This is a genomic window from Paenibacillus massiliensis 2301065 = DSM 16942, from assembly GCF_000377505.1.
Classification (GTDB): domain Bacteria; phylum Bacillota; class Bacilli; order Paenibacillales; family Paenibacillaceae; genus Paenibacillus; species Paenibacillus massiliensis.
This window is the reverse complement of record NZ_KB898185.1, coordinates 367,189-385,706: the sequence shown is the minus strand read 5'-3', so window position 1 is coordinate 385,706 and position 18,518 is coordinate 367,189. Positions and strand designations below refer to the sequence as shown.

At 47.3% G+C, this 18,518-nt stretch carries 18 protein-coding genes; 16 read left to right on the top strand and 2 right to left on the bottom strand.

Going from position 1 to position 18,518, the window contains the following annotated elements:
* Positions 1-105: 105 nt before the first annotated feature.
* The gene (melA, locus tag D328_RS0101740; protein WP_018883219.1) at positions 106-1,407 is read right to left on the bottom strand and encodes an alpha-glucosidase/alpha-galactosidase; all 1,302 of its coding nucleotides are present in this window, start codon (positions 1,405-1,407) and stop codon (positions 106-108) included.
* Between the two features lie 169 nt (positions 1,408-1,576).
* Between melA and D328_RS0101735 the strand changes: the two genes are divergently transcribed.
* Positions 1,577-2,464 (top strand): helix-turn-helix domain-containing protein, encoded by an 888-nt coding sequence (locus tag D328_RS0101735; protein WP_018883218.1) that lies wholly within the window; start codon positions 1,577-1,579, stop codon positions 2,462-2,464.
* 66 nt (positions 2,465-2,530) lie between these two features.
* Here the strand turns inward: D328_RS0101735 and D328_RS0101730 are convergent, their stop codons facing one another.
* On the bottom strand, positions 2,531-3,493 hold the full coding sequence (locus D328_RS0101730) for a helix-turn-helix transcriptional regulator (RefSeq protein ID WP_018883217.1): 963 nt from the start codon (positions 3,491-3,493) through the stop codon (positions 2,531-2,533).
* 275 nt (positions 3,494-3,768) lie between these two features.
* On the opposite strand from D328_RS0101730, the gene modA reads away from it, so the two are divergent.
* From modA to D328_RS0101650, 15 genes are all read left to right on the top strand, one after another.
* Positions 3,769-4,635, top strand: coding sequence for a molybdate ABC transporter substrate-binding protein (gene modA, locus D328_RS0101725; protein ID WP_407667778.1), 867 nt, complete (start codon positions 3,769-3,771; stop codon positions 4,633-4,635).
* A gap of 3 nt (positions 4,636-4,638) precedes the next feature.
* Positions 4,639-5,304, top strand: coding sequence for a molybdate ABC transporter permease subunit (gene modB, locus D328_RS0101720; protein ID WP_018883215.1), 666 nt, complete (start codon positions 4,639-4,641; stop codon positions 5,302-5,304).
* 235 nt (positions 5,305-5,539) lie between these two features.
* Positions 5,540-5,959 (top strand): hypothetical protein, encoded by a 420-nt coding sequence (locus D328_RS0101715; RefSeq protein WP_018883214.1) that lies wholly within the window; start codon positions 5,540-5,542, stop codon positions 5,957-5,959.
* 80 nt (positions 5,960-6,039) lie between these two features.
* Entirely contained in the window at positions 6,040-7,947 is a 1,908-nt protein-coding gene (locus tag D328_RS0101710) for an ATP-dependent DNA helicase (protein WP_018883213.1), read from the top strand.
* Positions 7,948-7,972: 25 nt separating this feature from the next.
* A complete protein-coding gene (locus D328_RS0101705; protein ID WP_018883212.1) occupies positions 7,973-8,290 on the top strand; it encodes a DUF6509 family protein in 318 nt (105 codons plus the stop codon).
* A gap of 422 nt (positions 8,291-8,712) precedes the next feature.
* A complete protein-coding gene (locus D328_RS0101695) occupies positions 8,713-9,306 on the top strand; it encodes a TerD family protein (protein ID WP_018883210.1) in 594 nt (197 codons plus the stop codon).
* Positions 9,307-9,374: 68 nt separating this feature from the next.
* Complete coding sequence (locus tag D328_RS0101690) at positions 9,375-9,947, top strand: TerD family protein (protein WP_018883209.1); 573 nt, start codon at positions 9,375-9,377, stop codon at positions 9,945-9,947.
* Between the two features lie 144 nt (positions 9,948-10,091).
* A complete protein-coding gene (locus D328_RS0101685; RefSeq protein ID WP_018883208.1) occupies positions 10,092-10,673 on the top strand; it encodes a TerD family protein in 582 nt (193 codons plus the stop codon).
* Positions 10,674-10,703: 30 nt separating this feature from the next.
* Positions 10,704-11,945, top strand: coding sequence for a TerD family protein (locus D328_RS0101680; RefSeq protein WP_018883207.1), 1,242 nt, complete (start codon positions 10,704-10,706; stop codon positions 11,943-11,945).
* A 29-nt stretch (positions 11,946-11,974) separates the two neighbouring features.
* The gene (locus tag D328_RS0101675; RefSeq protein ID WP_018883206.1) at positions 11,975-12,718 is read left to right on the top strand and encodes a TerC family protein; all 744 of its coding nucleotides are present in this window, start codon (positions 11,975-11,977) and stop codon (positions 12,716-12,718) included.
* 238 nt (positions 12,719-12,956) lie between these two features.
* Entirely contained in the window at positions 12,957-14,129 is a 1,173-nt protein-coding gene (locus tag D328_RS0101670) for an HpcH/HpaI aldolase/citrate lyase family protein (RefSeq protein ID WP_081625212.1), read from the top strand.
* A 58-nt stretch (positions 14,130-14,187) separates the two neighbouring features.
* Entirely contained in the window at positions 14,188-15,447 is a 1,260-nt protein-coding gene (locus tag D328_RS0101665; protein ID WP_018883204.1) for a phosphoribosyltransferase family protein, read from the top strand.
* A gap of 13 nt (positions 15,448-15,460) precedes the next feature.
* Positions 15,461-16,612: a cysteine protease StiP family protein gene (locus D328_RS0101660; RefSeq protein ID WP_018883203.1), complete on the top strand. Its 1,152-nt coding sequence runs from the start codon at positions 15,461-15,463 to the stop codon at positions 16,610-16,612.
* On the top strand, positions 16,609-17,436 hold the full coding sequence (locus D328_RS0101655; protein ID WP_018883202.1) for an HAD family hydrolase: 828 nt from the start codon (positions 16,609-16,611) through the stop codon (positions 17,434-17,436). The genes D328_RS0101660 and D328_RS0101655 overlap by 4 nt, the downstream gene beginning before the upstream one ends.
* Positions 17,433-18,485, top strand: a complete 1,053-nt coding sequence (locus D328_RS0101650) for an ATP-grasp domain-containing protein (protein ID WP_018883201.1) — start codon at positions 17,433-17,435, stop codon at positions 18,483-18,485. Before D328_RS0101655 ends, D328_RS0101650 begins: the two co-directional genes overlap by 4 nt.
* The last annotated feature ends 33 nt before the right edge of the window (positions 18,486-18,518 follow it).

Here is an 18,518-nt window from a genome sequence, read left to right as displayed (position 1 = left end):
TTTAGTCACATTCGCTGTATTTACAGGCTATTGACATTCTAGTAGCCAATCTTCATTTAGCACTCATGTCCCGTTTGACATCATTATATTACTCAAGGAATGAAATTAATGATAAGCAGGCAGCCATTCACCGTGAGCTTCTATCAAATCATCACATAGCGCAACGATATCATCTATAGATAGCTCGGCAGCCGTATGTGGATCGAGCATTGCTGCGTGATAGATATGCTCTCGGCGCTTGGTTAGAGCAGCCTCAATGGTCAGGAGCTGAGTATTGATATTCGTCCGGTTCAATGCTGCCAGCTGAGGAGGAAGATCACCTATATATGTTGGGGCAATACCGCTTCTGTCCACAAGACAGGGCACCTCGACACAGGCTTCATTGGGAAGGTTGGTAATAAGTCCGTTATTTAGCACATTCCCTCCGATCTTAAAAGGAATATTAGTCTCCATCGCTTCGAAAATATAAGACGCATATTCATGCGAGCGCTGGTGCTCCAGATTTACATTCCCAACGAGCTCCTCCCTCATCCGTGTCCAGTTGTCAATCTGTTCTATACAACGCCGTGGATATTCATCAAGGGGGATGTTGAATTTCTCAATGAGCTCAGGATAATTTCTTTTTATAAAATAGGGGTGGTATTCTGCATTGTGTTCAGATGATTCCGTTACATAGTAGCCGAATTTCAGCATGAGCTCGAATCGCACCATGTCATGGTGCTTTCCTTCCTTTTGTTTCTCCATGGCCCTCTTTTTGATCTCAGGATACAGGTCCACTCCGTCACGAGAGGCTTCCAGCAGCCAAGCCATATGATTGATACCTGCGATACGAGTTCTGACTCCTTCAGGGTCCATTCCCAAAGCCTCAAAAAGATGCGGTACGCATACTTGAACACTGTGGCACAAACCAACGGTGTTAATACCTTCATGGCGACTCATGTAGTTGGTCAAGACAGCCATAGGGTTCGTATAATTGATGAACAACACATCAGGGCAGACCTCCCGGATATCTGCTGCAAACTGTTCCAGGACCGGGATGGTTCGAAGATTACGAAAGATCCCACCGATTCCTACGGTATCTGCGATGGTCTGGCGAAGCCCATACTTCTTGGGAATTTCAAAATCTGTAATTGTACAAGGATCATACCCGCCAACCTGAATCGCATTAATGGCATACTTGGCTCCACGCAATGCTTCCTTGCGGTCCGTGTACGCTTTAATCCTACACTTGCTCCCGGAGGTAGTACGAATGTTGTTCAGCATAGTTTCAGAATCACGCAAACGCTCTGGATTAATATCAAATAAGGCAATTTCAAAATCCTGCAAAGCCGGCGTGAGCAGGCAGTCTCCTAATACATTTTTGGCAAAAACAGTGCTTCCAGCGCCCAAAAACACGATTTTATCCATATGTTTCAGCCTCCTTAATGTTTAGTGCCTCAATATTGATAATGCTTTTTACATCCTTTACTATAAAGGCGAAATGATCTGATGGGCATGGAACATTGCAATCAACATATGGACATTTGTCGTATGAGTGGTCATTTGAGACATCTTATAAGGCAGAGGAGGAGTAATCGTGGAGACTCCGGAACACTACGAGTACAGAGTACATATTAATCCATACCTGTCTAACCCTGAGCTGAATGTTATGTTTGCCGGTGCCGCCAGGCCCCATCCTCATCACAGGATCGGTCCAGCTGTTCACGACTATGTTCTGCTTCACAGTGTGGACCATGGTCATGGTGTTTTTGAGTGGGAGGGACGATCATACTATGTGGGCCAAGGCGATACATTCGTTATCTTTCCAGGTGGACTGTTCAGCTATGTATCTGACGGGTCTGAGCCTTGGTCCTACCGCTGGATCGCTATCCAGGGCATATCCGTGCTGGAAATGCTCACAAAGGTTGGCATTACAGCCGCAAATCCAGTCATCGAAGGTGCTGATTCGGATAGCTTGGCCTATATATATGAACACATTGAGCAGAGTCTGGCTAAACAAGCGGGGGAGGTATCAACTGAATTAGACACTGGCGGCTGGTTCCGTGTACTCTTGGCAGAGTTTGCTCGCCTGAACACAGACAGACTCCCATCTTCGGCAAGAATCCTGACAGAATCAGAACGCGTAGTTGAACAGGCGATCAGATGGTTTCGAACACAGTATATGATGCCTGTATGTATCGGGAATTTGGCAGCCTCACTTGGCTACCATCGGACACATTTTACCAAGGTGTTCAAGCAGGTGACTGGCTTATCTCCCAAGCAGTATATTAAGCGAATCCGTATGGAGAAGGCCAAGGAGCTGCTTAGCACTAGCCTTAACGTAGAGCAGGTGGCAGCTTCTTGCGGATTCTCCGATCCGCTGTATTTCTCAAGGCAATTCAAGAGCTGGACAGGACAGTCCCCAACCCAATTCAGAGATGGAATGAAACGGATCTATCTTGAAAATGCTCAATCTAATGATTGAGCATTTTGCATAAATCCTAACAATGACTTCTGACCAGTAATATTTAAATCAAAATCTCCCGATCACTCAGGTCTCCAGCAAAATTTTCCCCGACTCGGACAAGTCATATCCCTGAATCGCTCCCAATTCTCGCCGAAAGCTATCCGAATGAATAACCTGCAGCACATGATCAATCCATTCCTGCCGCTCGGGTGTGCGAAGCATGACGATGTCATACTGCTCCTGAATAAGTGGAATGAACTGTACCGAGCCTACAATGCTGGCAGCTTTCTCGATCCCGATGCCGACATCGGCTTCGCCAGAAGCAACTTTACCTGCAACAGCCATATGATGAGCAGATTCGTCCTGATATCCGAGCAAGGCAGTGCGGTCGATCTGATGCAGTCGAAGCTGCTCCTCGAGCAGGACGCGCGCCCCAGAGCCTTTCTCACGATTTGCCAGACGAAGCCCAGGTTGTGCGAGGTCCTTCCATCCCTGCAAATGGTGCGGGTTACCATTCTGGACGTAAAGCCCGGCTTGTCGGGATAAGAGGCGAACGACAATATAGGAGAAGCCGTTCAGAATTTTGCGAATATAGGGCAAATTATACTCACCGCTGTCCCCATCCCACAGATGGGTGCTGACAATATCGGCCTTGCCTTGATACATGGCGATCAGACTGTCCAGACTGCCAGCGTAGGAGCGAAGGGGGCGAATAGACATTTGTGGGCTCTCCAGATGCTTCGCAAGAATGTCCAGGCTAATGTCCTGACCCGTAATAACTGCTGTATTGGAATCCTGTGGCTGGGCTGCATACAGTACCTGTGACGGAATAGTTACAGAAATGGCTGGAGCTGAGGATTCTTGTCTGAGGGATGGGCTCTTGGAACGCTGCTTATAGGCTTCAAGATCACTGGCATCCACACGCATTTGCTTACCTACACGATAGGAAGGGAGCTCTCCCTTTTTGATCAGATCATAGACGGTTAGCTTCGATATTTTGAGTAGCTTGGCGATTTCCTCTGTTGTATACGATACAGGAGAATTCATGAGAGACCTCCATTTAATAAATATTAGGAATGTGACAATTCTGTGATGTGCTATTCGCATGTCATATCCATTGTACACCAAAACAGTTGATACAGCAGGGGCTACGAAAAAATCGAAAAAGCTGAACTCTATATTGACGTTCAAGGAATGTCGCATAGAACATATGAATAGAGCTCGTTAATAGTTTACAAGGATTCCCTTCATGGCTATAATGGGTTATGAATTTATACAAGTTATATCTAATTATAACTAAACAAGATTAAACGGGGGATGTAATTGTGAAACGAATCAAATCTACTATGTTCAGTATGCTTACTGCATGTGCACTGCTTCTGATGGTTGCTTGCGGGGCACAGAGCACCGAGTCATCCGCTCCGACAGAGTCAACAACTCCGGCAGCTCAGACGGCCAATAGTAGTACGAACAGTACAGTAACACCAGACGCACAGCAGCAGGTAGAACTGACGATCTCTGCAGCGGCAAGCCTGACGGATGCCCTGAATGAGCTTAAGACCAGCTATGAGGGAGAGCATCCAAACGCGAAGCTGAACTTTAATTTTGGTGCTTCGGGAGCCCTCCAGCGTCAGATTGAGCAAGGTGCTCCAGCAGATGTCTTTATCTCCGCTTCTGCCTCCAATATGAAGGCACTTGTAGAGAAGTCTCTGGTGAAGGACAGCAAGACCCTGCTTGAAAATGATCTGGTATTAGTCGTTCCAGCCAAGGATGGAGTAGAAATCAAAACATTGGATGACTTGAAGGGAGATGCAATTAAAAAGATTGCGATTGGTATTCCTGATAGTGTGCCAGCAGGAAAGTATACAAAGGAAGCTTTAACGAATCAACAGCTGTGGGATGAGCTGGAGCCTAAGCTTGTACAAGCGAAGGATGTACGCCAGGTGCTGCAGTACGTTGCTACAGGTAATGCAGATGCAGGCTTCGTATACAAGACTGATGCTCTGTCCACTACAGACACCAGCATTTCGTTGACGGTAGATTCCAAGCTTCATTCTCCAATCACCTATCCACTCGGTATCGTTGCTGCCACCAGTCATGAGGAAGACGCTCGTCAATTTTATGACTACTTGCAGACTGAGCCTGCACTTCAAGTGTTGGAAAAGTACGGCTTTCGTAAGGCGGAATAATCGTTGACTGCTGTGAATTGGACGGAGTTCTGGCCTCCGGTACTGCTTTCACTTCGGGTCGCATCACTGTCCTGTGTAATTGTGCTTGTCCTAGGCGTGTTGGCAGCCCGCTGGATGAGTCGGAGCCGCATGCGTGGCAAGCTGGTGCTGGAGACGATCTTCATGCTTCCGTTAGTGCTACCGCCTACGGTCGTCGGCTTTCTACTTCTCGTCTTGTTGGGACGCCGAAGCTGGCTGGGGCAATGGATTGAATGGCTGTTCCATGCACCGATTATCTTCTCCTGGTGGGCGGCCGTGCTGGCATCCATTGTGGTGGCGTTCCCACTGGTATATCAGACGATGAAGACCGCATTTGATGCCGTGGATCATTCGCTGGAGGATTCTGCGAGATCCGCAGGAGCTGGGGAATGGCAGGTGTTTCGCTATATCACGCTGCCGATGACGTATCCTTCGTTGCTCACCGCAGCCATTCTCGGCTTTGCCCGCTCGCTGGGCGAGTTCGGAGCAACGCTGATGATTGCCGGGAATATCCCGGAGAAGACGCAGACGGTGCCAACAGCCATTTATGTTGCTGTCGATGCTGGCAACCAGCCGATGGCTTGGGCGTGGACTTCTGCCATTGTGTTCATTTCATTCATAATGCTGCTCGTGGCTAGAAGAAAAATTTGATGGATCAGAGCGAGTGTTACATATTCTATAGTCAGAGAGCTGTGTGTATAGGGAAGACTTCAGACTTCCTAAATACAGACAGCTTTTTTGGTACATGGAACTTGAAGAAGCGCTGCTATCTATACCATGGGATGTAAATTGTAAAATAAAGCTAGAAATACAGGGTAGCATCTTGCAATTTCATCAATTCATAGTAAAGTGATAGGTATACATAACTAATAAGGAGAGATTCGTTATGTCTACATCCATGTCACGTTCGAAGCATTTAAGCCAGGCAACGGATGATTATCTGGATCTTCTGAATTACGCCCAGCAGCTTGGAGACGATCTATGGGAACAGGAATTGATCCATATACTGCGCCATTTATCTACAATGCATAAGGAAGAGGTTGGCATAACTAAGCCTGTTGCTGCTATGGCCAATAATTATAATGGAGAGCACGATGAGCATGAGCAAGAGGAAGTAGAGGAATTGATCAACCAGCTGTGGGAGCAATTCGATGCAATTAATGAGAGACTGGCCGAACTGATGAACAGGCTGCGGAGTGAGCCGAATGCGCGGGAGCGCAGGCTATGGAATGAGCAAATCTGGATGCTCAAGATGGAGCGAATGCAACTGGAAATCCGGCTCCAGGATTTGATCAGCAATCTCTAGATGGGGCAAGCTTCACACTGGCACTCCCTTAGGGTATAATGACGAAGTCATTTCAATAGAAAGTGGAGGCTAAGGTAAGCTTGATCACATATCCGTTTACATTCGATCCGTCCCGGCCGTTCGTGGAGCAAGCGAGCGACTGGATTGCGGATGTTTTTTATGAAGTATTGCCCGAAGCTGGCTTCGAGGTCAGAGACGAGCAGATTTATATGGCCTTTCAATTGGAGAAGGCTTATGCAGAGAAAAAAACCATTCTGGCAGAGGCAGGGGTTGGTACCGGCAAGACACTCGCTTACCTTCTGTATGCTGTCACTTATGCACGTTATACGCGAAAGCCAGCTATTATCGCTTGTGCAGATGAATCGCTAATTGAACAGCTGGTGAAGCCTGAGGGGGATATTGCCAAGCTGGCACGTTACCTGGATTTACAGATTGATGCCCGCATGGGGAAATCGCCTGAGCAGTTCATATGCTTGAACAAGCTGGATCAAGTTCGCATGGAGGAAGAGCGCTACCAGGATATCTATGAGAGCCTTCCTGCCTTTGTGAGTCTTCCAGGAACCATGCAGACCTTCGAGCCTTATGGTAATCGCAAGGATTACCCGCAGCTATCCGATCAGGAATGGAGCCGCTTGAGTTGGGATGTGTTCCAGGATTGTCTGGTATGTGCTCAGCGTCATCGCTGTGGTCAGACCATCTCGCGGGATTACTACCGCAAGGCTACGGACTTGATTATCTGTTCCCATGATTTCTATATGGAGCATATCTGGACCTACGAATCCAAGAAGCGTGAAGGACAGCTACCACTTCTACCGGAGCATAGCTCGGTGGTCTTTGATGAAGGGCATTTGCTGGAGCAAGCAGCGCAGAATGCACTGACTTATTCGCTGAAGCATAGTGTTTTTGAACAGATTATTCTTCGTCTTTTGGAGGGAGAGGTACGAGAATCATTGGCTATGGCGGTCGATCAGGCTATTGAATGCAGCGAGGGCTTGTTTGAGCTACTGACAAGGAATAGTCAGGCGGTGTCAGGCTCTGAACGTCGGGAGATTCATATGACGGACCGCTTGAAAGCGGAGTTGCAGCGCTTCTCGTCCCTGTTATCCACGATTGAGGAAGAACTGGTATTCGAGGATGGGCTGTTCTCGCTTAATGAATATCAGCTAAGGATCGTAGAGGAGCATCTGGAGATGCTGCAGACGGCATTGGCATTGTTCAGGCAGCCTGGTCAGTTTATTACTTGGCTTAGGGAAGACCAGGATGGGTTAACACTTGTTATGATGCCAAAGGGAGTAAAGGCGATTTTGCGTGAGCGTGTCTTCTCCAAAAAGATGCCGATCGTGTTCTCCTCAGCAACCCTATCGGCCCAAGATTCCTTCCAGTACATGGCAGACAGCCTTGGTCTGGAGGATTATCTGTCCTTTACTGTACCGTCCCCCTATCATTATACGGAGCAAATGCGTACAGCATTGTACCAGGAGCCAGAGGAACAAAAGTCACAGAAGGTACTTGAATTACTGGAAGCTAGCGGTGGGAAAGCACTCGTATTATTCCCGTCGCGAGAAGAGCTTGATAACTTCCAAAGCAGTCAGTATGGGGAAGTAGCTAATCGTCAGTATACGATGCTGTATGAGGGAACAGCCGAGATCAGCCATCTGATCTCCCGCTTCCAGCAAGATGAAAGTAGCGTGCTCTGTGCGGTCTCGCTATGGGAAGGGCTGGATATCCCAGGACCGGCGTTGTCGCATGTCATCATCTGGGATCTACCGTTCCCGCCGGCTGATCCGGTATTCAATGCGAAGCGGAGAGATGCTTCCAGTGCGCTGCATGATGTGGAGCTTCCTTATATGCTACTGCGACTCAGGCAGGGAATCGGACGTCTAATTCGCAGTCACACGGATAACGGGATTGTCTCCATTCTTAGTAGCCGTAAGGAGCATGAGGATGTTCAACAACAAGTGGCTGCATTGCTGGGGCACTTTGCCTAAATTGAATTCAGAGGAGTCTGGTTAGATGATAACGATAACAGCTTTTTCAAGCGAGGAAATCAGGGATCCGTTCGGCATCATTCCGGGTAAGCGCTATGAGGTAGTGCTGGAGCTGGAAGTTGACGAGGAGGATGAGCTATATTCGGAGAACGGACTGTCGGCCAGAGTCATCTATGGCGTCGGAGCAGAACAGCGTCCGAATGGCATCGTGAAATATGAGCTACTTGAGCGCACCTCAGGTAACTATCTGGCCTATGATCTGGAAGAGGACGAGCTAGAGGCGCTGGAAGCCTTCTGCCGAGAGCATGAGACAGAAATTATAACCGGGACGGCCGAGGAATAGATTTTGGAAATTAAACGCAGATTCAGGATTATGATTTACCTGAAGACTGCGTTTTTTTGTCATAATCCTGTACCATTATTATGAAAATAATGCAGGGCATTTTTTGAATTCGAAAAAATATGAAAGTTCGACATTTTTCGTCATTATCAATGTCTGCACTCTTAATTTTATTATTGTGTTTACTATTCTATGTAGAAAAATGACAAAAAAAAGCGTATAGTAGAGGAATAATTTAACTGTGATTCCAAAGGTTTTTCATTCCTTGAAGGGCACATATCTGCAAAAAAACAAGCTGGCGGAATATTTAAGTTTGAGTCAGGATTTAGATGCCTTTGACAGGGATCTGGTCCATGAGAGATACAGTCATGATATGTCGAATCTTGAGTTAATAGACACTAGACTCGTGAAAGGAGGTGAATATCATGGCCGGAATTAGTTTGGTTAAAGGTCAGAAGATTGATCTTACCAAAGGAAAGGCAAATCTCACGAAGGTTATTGCTGGACTTGGATGGGACCCAGCCACTCCAAAAGGATTTTTTGGCAGATTGAAGCAGACGAACATTGATTGTGACGCTTCTGCTTTGCTGCTGGATGAGAGTGGAAGACTTGCGAAGGATACCAACCTTGTCTGTTTTCATAACAAGCAAAGTCAGTGCCGATCAGTCATTCACTCTGGTGACAATCTAACAGGTCAAGGTGAAGGTGACGATGAGCAAATCATGATCAACCTTTCAGATGTCCCTGCTGATGTGCACAAAATTCTTATTGTAGTGAATATTTACGATTGTGTGAATCGCAAACAGGATTTCGGAATGATTGAGCGAGCCTATATCCGTATTTTGGATGGCGGAAACTCTCAGGAGCTAGTGCGCTTTAACTTATCAGATAATTACGGAGGAATGACAGCTCTAATTTGTGGAGAGTTGTACCGTCATAACAATGATTGGAAATTCTCTGCTATTGGTGAAGGTGCTCATGCAGTACATATAAATGAGCTCGCCCGTCGTTATACGTAACTATTTTATCTATCATGAAAGTCGCTGGACGAGCATTTTAGAATATAAAAGAGCGGAGTGAGAATTTCATGGCAATCAATCTATCCAAAGGGCAAAAAGTAGATTTAACAAAAACGAATCCGGGCTTGAGCAAGATCACTGTTGGTCTCGGCTGGGATACGAATAAATATGATGGCGGTAAAGATTTTGACTTAGATGTGTCTGTATTTTGCACGAATGCTGCGGGTAAAGTGGAAGGCGAGAAAAACTTTATTTTCTACAACAATCCACAAAATGAAAATGGCTCCGTGGTTCATACGGGGGATAACCGGACAGGTGAGGGTGATGGCGATGATGAGCAAATCAAAGTCGATTTGCTTGGCGTGCCTGCCAACGTAGAGAAGATTGCATTTACGATCACCATCTATGAGGCGCAAGAGCGCAGTCAGAATTTTGGACAAGTCTCACGCGCGTATGCTCGTATTGTCAATGATGCCAACAATGAAGAAATTGTCCGGTTCGATCTGGGAGAAGATTTCTCCATTGAGACTGGGGTTGTGGTAGGAGAGCTGTATCGTCATGGTGGAGAATGGAAATTCAATGCCATTGGCAGCGGATATAAGGACGGCTTGCTTGGTCTGACCCGCGATTATGGTCTGTAATAAGTATTAAGTTGGGATTGAACTAACGTTCTCCGGCCTGTTAGGCTGGGGAACGTTAGTTAGTAGAAGGGATTTTATAATCCAGATTATCACGGTTACAGGTTTACGCTTTACCTTAAGATCACGGAAAGGCGGAATTTAAGAATGACAATCAGCTTAGCCAAAGGGCAACGAATTGACTTGACCAAAACAAATCCAGGCCTTGTGCGTGTTGTGGTTGGACTAGGATGGGATACCAACAAATATAGCGGTGGCGTAGACTTTGACCTTGACGCATCGGCATTTTTGCTACATGAGGATGGTAAGGCCAAAGGAATCGAGGATTTCGTGTTCTATAATAATCCAAATGGTGGAGCGGGTTCTGTAAGCCATACAGGGGATAACCGGACTGGTGAAGGAGAAGGCGACGATGAGCAGATCATAGTTGACTTCAGTAAAGTGCCAGCAAATATCCAACGTATAGGAATTACCGTCACTATTTATGAGTATGAGGCACGTGCTCAAAATTTCGGCCAGGTTTCCAATGCATTTGTACGTGTTGTGGACGCTTCTAATGATAATGAAGTGCTTCGCTTTGATCTGGGAGAGGATTTCTCTACGGAGACAGCAGTGGTCTTTTGTGAATTTTACCGTTCAGGAGCAGACTGGAAGTTCCAAGCGATTGGTAGCGGGTTTTCCGGAGGCTTGGCTGCACTTTGCAAAAATTACGGTCTAGATGCTCAATAGGATTGAACACATAGAAAAGGTGGATTACTGATGGCTGTGACTATTATAAAAGGCCAAAAGGCTGATCTGACTAAGGTCAATCCCGGACTTGCGCGGTTGACCGTCGCTATTGGCTGGGACGCGTCTTCGATGCTCGACCTTGACACATCTGCCTTCTTGCTTGATGCCAGAGGAAAGGTGTCTGGGGATGAGGATTTTATCTTTTATAATCAGCCTACCGCCGGATTTATCACATATAGCGATGCAGTAGGGACAACTGCCAAAAAGTTATTTAATATCGATCTAGGCAGGATTCCGGTACGCATTGAGAAGATTGCTTTTAGTCTCACTATTTATGACGGAGAAACCCGAGGACAGAGCTTTGGGCAGGTTCAGAATGCGTATATCAGCTTTGTTGATGATGCGTTGGGTCAAGAGGTGCTGAGATTCGATCTAGCCAGTGGCTTGACTGTCGAGACAGCGATTGTCATCGGCGAGCTTTACCGCTATAACAGTGAATGGAAATTCAATGCGGTAGGAGCGGGCTTTGCAGGAGGGCTGAATGCGTTGTGTGGTAATTTCGGTGTGGAAGTGGACAGTAGTCTTTCTGCCTCATCTACGCCTCCACCTGTTCCGGTGCCTCCAGCTCCAATACCCCCTCCCGCGCCTATTTCTCAGCCCAAGTCTGAACTTAATTTGAGCAAGATTGAGCTGAAGAAAAAGGGCGATTCCATTAACCTGAAGAAAAATGCCAGTGGGGTACTGGGTGAGATTCTAATTAATCTGAATTGGAACCAACAGACGAGTCGAGGGCTGTTTGGACGGAGTAGTGGTGTTGATCTGGATCTTGGCTGTCTGTATGAGATGAAGGATGGCAGTAAAGGGGTCGTACAAGCGCTTGGGAGGTCCTTCGGTTCTTTGAATCGCTTCCCGTATATCTCCCTTGATGGTGACGATCGAACCGGATCGATTAAGACAGGTGAGAACCTCCGGATTAATGGTGCCAAAATCTCCGAAATTAATCGTATTCTTGTGTTCACGTATATCTATGACGGAGTTGCTAATTGGTCTCAAGCTGATGGTATTGTCACCATTTATCAAAAAGATGGTCCAGATATCATCGTTCGTATGAACGAATATGGAAGCTCGCATGGGATGTGTGGCATTGCTATGTTTCGTAATGTCAATAACGAGACTTTCAGCATTGAGCGGATTGTCCAGTTTTATTCTGGTCATAAACAATTGGATCGAGCTCATGGTTGGAATATGCGTTGGACAGCCGGTAGTAAATAATAATTTGAATTAGCGGAGGCCGCCTCTTCATGTTTAGTGACTTTTTTAGAAGTATTGGCGAGAATTATGGTCACTTCTTCTCCTGGTCCGAAATTGTAGCTACACTTTCTGATCCTGTTAGTTGGGGAATTATTGGTACTCTGATCATTCTCGAGGGCCTGTTGTCGGCTGATAATGCACTGGTGCTGGCTGTCATGGTCCGACATTTACCAAAAGAACAGCAAAAGCGCGCATTATTCTACGGTATTCTTGGCGCGTACATCTTCCGCTTCATTGCTATTGGTCTCGGAACAATCTTAGTAAAGTTCACACTAATTAAGGTTATTGGAGCACTGTACCTGCTGTACATTGCTTACAAGGGGCTATTCAAGTCAAGTGGTGAGGATACTCACGAAGGTAAGCAATATTCCTTCTGGCGAACAGTGCTCATGGTCGAACTCATGGACATTGCCTTCAGTATTGACAGTGTTATTGCTGCGTTCGGTGTAAGTGAGCAGATCTGGGTTCTTTTCCTTGGAGGTATCATCGGGGTGCTTATGATGCGTGGTGTGGCCCAAGTATTCCTTCGCCTGATAGAGAAGTTCCCGGAACTAGAGAAGGCGGCCTTCATCTTGATCGCCATTATCTCCGGTAAAATGATGCTAAGCGCATTTGGCGTTCATATTCCAAATGTTGCTTTCTTCTCACTGCTGATTGCTGTTTTCGTGGGGGCGATGCTGTTAAGTAGCTACAAGAGCAAAAAAGCCAACAACGAAAACAAAGGTGAGGCTTAATACGGCTTTCACAGATGAGTATGTTGCAGGGATGCAATACACGAATCAAATGGTCTAGAATGCTAAAATTAGACACCACAATCCCTCCGTTTTATGGGGGGATTGGTTTTTATCTCCTCCAACAGTTTCTCTAAATGAAGACATCAGCAAGGTCTTTAAGTCACAGCGGAAGAAGGAGGGAAGTACCCTGAAATACTTTAGCTTTTTGAACGCTGAAGAAGAAGCGGCACTGTTTTACATGTCACCTGAATCATTTGACCGTTGGACCTGCAAGGACACCCTGGCATACACCGTTGGGGCTGCTTTATACATGCCAGCAACACGTCCGCATATCGTGGAAGAGATTGTGAGCGGCAAATACGAAGGCCTAACAAGCATTGTAATAGATCTGGAGGATGCTATAGGCGATGGACAGGTTGAACTGGCGGAACGGTGCCTTGGGCAGCATCTAGATGGTCTGAAAGAGGCGTTAGGCACGGGAAGACTTGCGCATGACAAATTGCCTCTGATCTTTGCTCGGGTCAGGACTCCGGAGCAGCTTGAGCAGCTTCTGATTCAACTGGGTGAGCGCGTCAGTCTGCTTACTGGAATCGCACTGCCCAAGTTCGGGCTCCATAACGCGAAGTCGTACATGAATCTCATTCTTGAATATAATCGGCAGAGATCCTCGGAATTTCCAACGCTGTATGCGATGCCAATTCTGGAAACCGCAGAAATTATTTATCGTGAGACGCGCTGGGATACTTTGCAGTATCTGAAGCAGGTCATTGATGATCATGCCGAGTATGTGCTAAATGTACGAATTGGGGCTACAGATTTCTCTAGTCTATTTGGGCTTCGGCGCAGTCCCGAGATTACCATCTACGATGTAGCGGCGATTCGTGATTGTATTGCTGATATTATCAATTTGTATGGTCGTGCCGATGGAGGCTATGTCATATCCGGTCCTGTCTGGGAGTATTTCAGCCAGCGTGAGCGGGTCTTCAAGCCACAACTACGGCAGACACCATTCGAGGAGACGCTCGGCAGACCAGGGCGAAGCTTGCGAATGAAGTATATTAACAGCTCGATGGATGGACTGATGCGCGAGGTCATGATGGACAAGGAGAATGGCATCATTGGCAAAACGATTATTCATCCTTCGCACATCAAGCCCGTGCAAGCTATGTATGTGGTCACACATGAAGAATATTTGGATGCCCAAGAGATTATTAGCCGCGATAATGGTTCGCTTGGTGTATTCAAGAGTGTCTACACAAATAAGATGAACGAGATTAAGCCGCATTTGAACTGGGCCCGCCGCATCTTGATCCGATCACAAATATATGGGGTGTTACATGAACATCAACACTATGTCGGACTCTTGCCACAGCATGAGCACACTTACGTTTCCTATTCTGGACACATTTAAAGTTACTGTTGAAGCCACGCATAATCCTTTACAACTCCCTTTGAATTGTCTATTCTCCATGGCGGCCAGACTGAACAAGAAGCGCTCGTTTCTTTTTGTAAGCAAGCTGCTAGGCAAGCATATTGCCGTCAACCCATATACCTCTCTATTGAGCGGGGCTGCCCTTGCCGTCTTGCTTTATGAGCAACAGGCAGGGGAGGATGAACGGATTCCAGAGTGGAAGAAACATATTGTACAAGGGCTTTGTGATCCGTCGTATGCCCGTCAGGCTTATGAATACTTAATGTCTGCGAACCTGGTATTGACAGAGCAGATCAGTTTTGTCGGCTTTGCCGAAACGGCAACCGCGCTTGGGCACAGCATGTATGGTGCATTCGCAGATCAGGCTACGTACATTCATTCCACGAGAGAGCATCTCTCAGACATCACTCCAGATATTCAATTTGAAGAAGAGCATTCCCATGCTACTGCACATCGTTGTTATGCGTTGGAGAGAGAGGCGCTGGAGGGCTCTACTCCTTTGGTCTTGGTAGATGATGAGATTACAACAGGCAATACGACGTTGAATATCATTCGGGATATTCAGCGGAATTTTCCGCGTAAGCAATATTATATTGCTTCCTTGCTTGACTGGCGTACAGGGGAAAATGAGCGTCGATTTGAGGCGTTGGAAGCAGAATTGGGCATTGTGATTACCCCGCTTAGCCTTCTGAAGGGTAGAATTCATATTCAAGGAGAGCCCATTCTTGAAACCTCTGTTAAGGACCAAGAGCTGCGTTCGACAGTCCAGTTGAATTCTTGGTATGTCGCAGACCATCTGGAGCCTCTATACGTAGAATCCTCTGATGCACAGGGGCGACGCTGCTCCAGTCCTTATCTCCGTTATAGCGGGAGATTCGGGCTGCACTCTTCCCACAATGCCAGCCTGAGCGCTGGTATTTCGAAGATGGCTTCGACACTGAGAAACGGTCGTACCGGAAAGCGTACCCTTGTCATGGGGACCGGGGAATTCATGTACATCCCGATGCGAATTGCCGCAGAGATGGGAGAAGGAGTTCACTACCAGTCCACTACGCGCAGTCCGATCTACACGGTAGACCGCCCAGGATATGCCGTCGTAGCCGGTTATGACTACGCTTCACCAGAGGACCTGTCCGTGACTCATTATATTTACAATGTACAGCCAGGACAATATGACGAAATATTCGTACTGCTGGAGAGGCGATGGCCTGAAGAGTCCATGCAGTCGATGATGGATGTACTGTCACGTCTCGGATGCAATCAAATACATGTTGTGTACTGCGGTGCTCCAGAGTAGGGGGAAGTTGAGCATGAATCTATCAACGATTGAACAGCTAATGCAGCGTAAGGTGAAGCCGCCTGAGCCTATGGGAAGCTATGATCCGTCTGATGCTGTATTTCTGTTAAAGGACCTGAGTAACGTCAATTTGGAAAAAGAGACCGGTGAGCGTGAATATGCCATTCAGTCGGGTGTGCATTATTCGGAGATGCTGCCTGTGGAGTATCACCCCACGGATGAATATATAGAGCTGTTCCACCAGACCCTTGCGCAATCAGCTACTAAGGTTGCTTTGGCAGCCGCTACGGTAGCCGAATGCATCATGCACAAGAAGGGGCCACAGGCGATCCTGGTATCACTGGCTCGTGCCGGAACACCGATTGGCATTTTGGTGAAGCGATTTATCAAAATGAAGTATGGTGCAGATCTTCCCCATTATAGTATCTCCATCATCCGGGGCAAAGGCATTGACCAAAATGCGATCCTATATATCTTGCAGCAGCATGGACTGGATGCAAAGCTTCAATTCATTGACGGCTGGACAGGCAAAGGAGCAATTCGCCAGGTGCTCATCGAGGCCTGCCGTGATTTTGAGCAGCGCTATGGTGTGAGGTTAGATGATGATTTGGCTGTACTGGCTGATCCGGGACAGTGCTCTTCAACTTACGGTACCCGCGAAGACTATTTGATACCAAGTGCATGTCTGAACTCCACAGTCTCTGGATTAATGAGCCGTACCGTACTGCGCGACGATCTAATTGGGCCCGATGATTTCCATGGTGCCAAATGGTATAAGGAATGGGAAGGCTCGGATCTGTCACAGCTTTTTGTAGATACAATATCGGACTGCTTCTCTGATGTTGCAGCCGCTGCCTCGCGGCAAGCGAAGGAGCTACTACACCATCCACCTGAGGTCACCTGGCAAGGAAAGAAGGATATTGAAGCAATCCAGCGGGTATTTGGTATCCAGGATATCAATCTGGTGAAGCCGGGGATCGGTGAGACCACCAGAGTATTGCTTAGACGCATTCCGTGGAAAATCCTCGTGAATCACCCGGATAATCCACACTTGGAGCATATTAGGCTGCTTGCCAAGGAACGCGGAGTGCCCGTGGAAGTATTCCCAGGCTTGACGTATTCCTGCTGCGGCATTATCCGCTCTGTTAAGGGGGGAGGAGAATGATTTTTGCCAGTGACCTTGATCAGACGTTGATCTATTCTCGCCGCTCTATGGGTGTTCCTGAGAGTAGCGAGGGTCTTGTGCCTGCGGAATGGATCGATGGGAAGCTGTCGGCTTATATGTCAGAGTCGGCGCTACAGGAGCTGCAGCTAATATCCCGGCAGATTACTTTTGTTCCTGTTACTACCCGTACAGTGGAGCAATATCAACGTATTCGAATTTTTCAGCAGGAGATTATACCAGCATATGCGATCACTAGTAATGGGGGGAATATACTCATAGATGGTCAAGTGGAGGCCTCCTGGAATGAACGAATTCGCGCACAGCTCTCGAAGAATGCAGCAGCCCCTGATGAAGTGATGCGTTTATTCAAGCCGTTGATGAGTGATGAATGGGTCATTGGAGGACGCCTGTGTGATGAGCTCTTCTTCGCTTACGTGATCCAGCGCGATAACATGCCACTAGAGGCAGTAATGGACACCATCGGCCAACTTGATTCTCTTGGCTGGGAGGCTTCCATCCAGGGTCGCAAGCTGTATCTGGTTCCGTCAGCGGTGAACAAGCACAATGCAGTTGAACATATACGCCAGCTTGTAGGTGCTGAAGCGGTGCTGGCATCGGGCGATTCGCTGCTGGATCGTTGCTTGCTGGATGGTGCGGACTACGCGATTGCTCCCAGGCATGGTGAATTGTATCGGGAACAGCAACGTAATCCTGAACTTGTGCCCTATGTCTTCACGGAGCAGTCTGGTGTGTTCGCAGCCAATGAGATCTTGGACTACGTGCGAACTACTTATCAAGCATTGACAGGGGAGGCCGCTTCATGAATAAAGTGCGCATTTATTTTAACCGCTGGTTCTCCGTTGCCTATCACTATATGAATCTGATTCGGAATAATGAGGATGGCATGGAATTTGAGATCTATGGCACCCATTCCGATCCGGCGAATATGGCGCTTCAGGGCTGTGATCATGCAGAGCAGGAGCCCAAAGTGACAGGGATGGAGTATGTTGAATTCTGTCTGGATTTTTGCTCTCGTCACCAGATTGATGTCTTTATTCCTCGTTGGAATATGCTTGATATTAGTAGAAATATTCATCTCTTCGAAGCGAATGGTACGAGGGTCATGGTACTAAGCGATACAGAATTGCTGGAACAGCTTATGGAAAAGGATCGCTTTTACCAATCCGTCAGAGAGCTGGGGATCATGCAGATTCCTGAATACTATGCTGTTAGTAATGCAGATCAGTTCTCCAAAGCGTACGAAGCCCTAGTTGATCAGGGATTTAAAGTGTGCTTCAAGCCCTGCAACGGAGAGGGTGGGATGGGCTTCCGTGTCATAGATAACAGCCGAAATCCACTGCAGGAGCTATTCGGACATGCCCAGAACCGAATAAGCTATGAGGACGCATATCTTGCCTTTTCTTCGGTAGAGTCATTCCAGAATATAATGATTATGGAGCTGCTGGAAGGCTACGAATATAGCATTGATTGCCTCGCAGACAGGGAAGGTCAGCTGCTTGCTGCGGTTCCACGACGCAAGGCAGGCGGTCGTCTTCGCTTGTTAGAAGAGAATACGGAGCTATTACAGATTGCAGCCGATGTTGCAGCAGCCTATCGTATTCCCTACAACTTCAATATTCAGATGAAGTATAACAGTGGAGTTCCTAAGCTGCTGGAGATTAATCCGCGTATGTCGGGAGGTCTGCACACCTCCTGCCTGTCGGGCATTAACTTTCCTTATCTGGCCGTCCGGCTTGCCCTTGGACTGGATGTGGGTGAATTGCAGCCGCAGTATGGCATCCTTGCGAGCCATGTTGAACAGCCACTGGTGATCGATGCCGGGAAGGTGCGAGGACATGCGGCGGATTCATAGTTTGAACATCCGATGCTGGGTGTGAGCTTTCCA

What these genes read in the sequence shown, in the direction of transcription:
- D328_RS0101705 (WP_018883212.1), top strand. Translation starts at nt 7,973, where the DNA reads ATGATAACGATAACAGCTTTTTCAAGCGAGGAAATCAGGGATCCGTTC.
- D328_RS0101650 (WP_018883201.1), top strand. Translation starts at nt 17,433, where the DNA reads ATGAATAAAGTGCGCATTTATTTTAACCGCTGGTTCTCCGTTGCCTAT.
- D328_RS0101670 (WP_081625212.1), top strand. Translation starts at nt 12,957, where the DNA reads ATGTCACCTGAATCATTTGACCGTTGGACCTGCAAGGACACCCTGGCA.
- D328_RS0101675 (WP_018883206.1), top strand. Translation starts at nt 11,975, where the DNA reads ATGTTTAGTGACTTTTTTAGAAGTATTGGCGAGAATTATGGTCACTTC.
- D328_RS0101660 (WP_018883203.1), top strand. Translation starts at nt 15,461, where the DNA reads ATGAATCTATCAACGATTGAACAGCTAATGCAGCGTAAGGTGAAGCCG.
- D328_RS0101695 (WP_018883210.1), top strand. Translation starts at nt 8,713, where the DNA reads ATGGCCGGAATTAGTTTGGTTAAAGGTCAGAAGATTGATCTTACCAAA.
- D328_RS0101715 (WP_018883214.1), top strand. Translation starts at nt 5,540, where the DNA reads ATGTCTACATCCATGTCACGTTCGAAGCATTTAAGCCAGGCAACGGAT.
- D328_RS0101690 (WP_018883209.1), top strand. Translation starts at nt 9,375, where the DNA reads ATGGCAATCAATCTATCCAAAGGGCAAAAAGTAGATTTAACAAAAACG.
- D328_RS0101655 (WP_018883202.1), top strand. Translation starts at nt 16,609, where the DNA reads ATGATTTTTGCCAGTGACCTTGATCAGACGTTGATCTATTCTCGCCGC.
- D328_RS0101685 (WP_018883208.1), top strand. Translation starts at nt 10,092, where the DNA reads ATGACAATCAGCTTAGCCAAAGGGCAACGAATTGACTTGACCAAAACA.
- D328_RS0101730 (WP_018883217.1), bottom strand. Translation starts at nt 3,493, where the DNA reads ATGAATTCTCCTGTATCGTATACAACAGAGGAAATCGCCAAGCTACTC.
- D328_RS0101665 (WP_018883204.1), top strand. Translation starts at nt 14,188, where the DNA reads ATGGCGGCCAGACTGAACAAGAAGCGCTCGTTTCTTTTTGTAAGCAAG.
- melA (WP_018883219.1), bottom strand. Translation starts at nt 1,407, where the DNA reads ATGGATAAAATCGTGTTTTTGGGCGCTGGAAGCACTGTTTTTGCCAAA.
- D328_RS0101680 (WP_018883207.1), top strand. Translation starts at nt 10,704, where the DNA reads ATGGCTGTGACTATTATAAAAGGCCAAAAGGCTGATCTGACTAAGGTC.